Source organism: Acinetobacter sp. RRD8 (assembly GCF_031844225.1).
Lineage (GTDB): Bacteria > Pseudomonadota > Gammaproteobacteria > Pseudomonadales > Moraxellaceae > Acinetobacter.
The window spans coordinates 1-1,238 of sequence record NZ_JAUZUU010000050.1 but is presented as its reverse complement, the minus strand read 5'-3'; the positions used below and the strand labels follow the sequence as shown (position 1 = coordinate 1,238).

Below are 1,238 nucleotides of genomic sequence, written 5' to 3'. Positions count from 1 at the left end.
TGATCCTAGACAGTATCGTGGACAATCGATCCCTCTAAATTCTTGAAATATTTCTGTTCAAAGGCTTCTGGACTTAACCAGCCGTTTGCAGAATGCCTTCTGACCCGATTGTAATAAATCTCAATATAATCAAACAAGACCGCATTCGCCTCTTTTCGAGTCGAAAACACACTGCCATGTACCACATGACCTTTTAATGTATGAAAGAAGCTTTCAGTCACTGCATTATCCCAACAGTTTCCACGTCTAGACATACTCTGAGTACAATCATTTTTCAGTAACAGCGCTCTAAAATCACGACTACAGTACTGTGAGCCTTGGTCCGAATGAGCCATAACACCAGTTGGATAACCCTGACGAGCCATTGCATAGTTAAACGTATCACACACCAACTGGCGGTCTATTCGATGGCTGGTTTGCCACCCCACGATACGACGGCTAAATAAATCTAGCATCACACATAAATACAACCAACCTTCTTTAGTGCGGATATAGGTAATGTCTGTTGTCCAGACTTTATTAGGCTGAGTAACTGTAAATTGGCGATCCAACAAGTTGGGTGCTGTAGGCAAACGATGGGTTGAATCAGTCGTATGCTTGTATTTACGCGCAATCCTGCTACGTAAACCAAGCTTTTTTAGCATCCTTCCAATAGTACGTTCGCTCATGTTGTAACCTAAATCATGCATGTCATGTACTAATGAAGGTGCACCCAATCGTGCATGATGCTGCCAATATACGGCTTTTAAGTCATTATATTTCTGTGCCGTATTGGCTTGACGTTTTCGCCAGGCATAATAGCCTGAAGTGCTGACACCTAGGTATTTACAGGCAGAAGATACGGTGACTTCATTCATATCTAGATCTTGAATTACCGTGTACTTTTCTTGGCATGATCTGTTAGAAAGTACACATGCGCTTTTTTTAAGATGTCATTGGCTTCCTTGAGCTGTTTGACTTCTTTCTCTAATTCCACGATCCGCTGTTGTTCTGGTGAAAGTTGACGTTTGCTTGAACCTGCCGGATTGGTTTCACGAATCCATTTATCTAATGTTGAATAACCCACACCTAATTTCTGGGCGATTGCAGCTACAGACTCGTGTGAGTTTGAAAGTGCATAATCAATCGCTTGCTGTTTAAATTCGGGACTAAAACGTTTAGCCATTTCTTGAATCTCCAAAGATTAAAGTTACGTTATCTTTAGAGGGACGTGCTGTCCATTATTTTGTCTAGGATCA

Annotated in this window: 1 protein-coding gene; it reads right to left on the bottom strand. The window is 41.5% G+C overall.

The genetic code is table 11. The features are described 5' to 3' along the window. Positions 1 to 5 precede the first annotated feature (5 nt). A protein-coding gene (locus Q9R24_RS14970) for an IS3 family transposase (RefSeq protein WP_311204773.1) occupies positions 6 to 1,165 on the bottom strand; the annotation gives its coding sequence in 2 pieces (ribosomal slippage) (positions 6 to 931 and positions 931 to 1,165; 1,161 coding nt in all). Positions 1,166 to 1,238 lie beyond the last annotated feature (73 nt).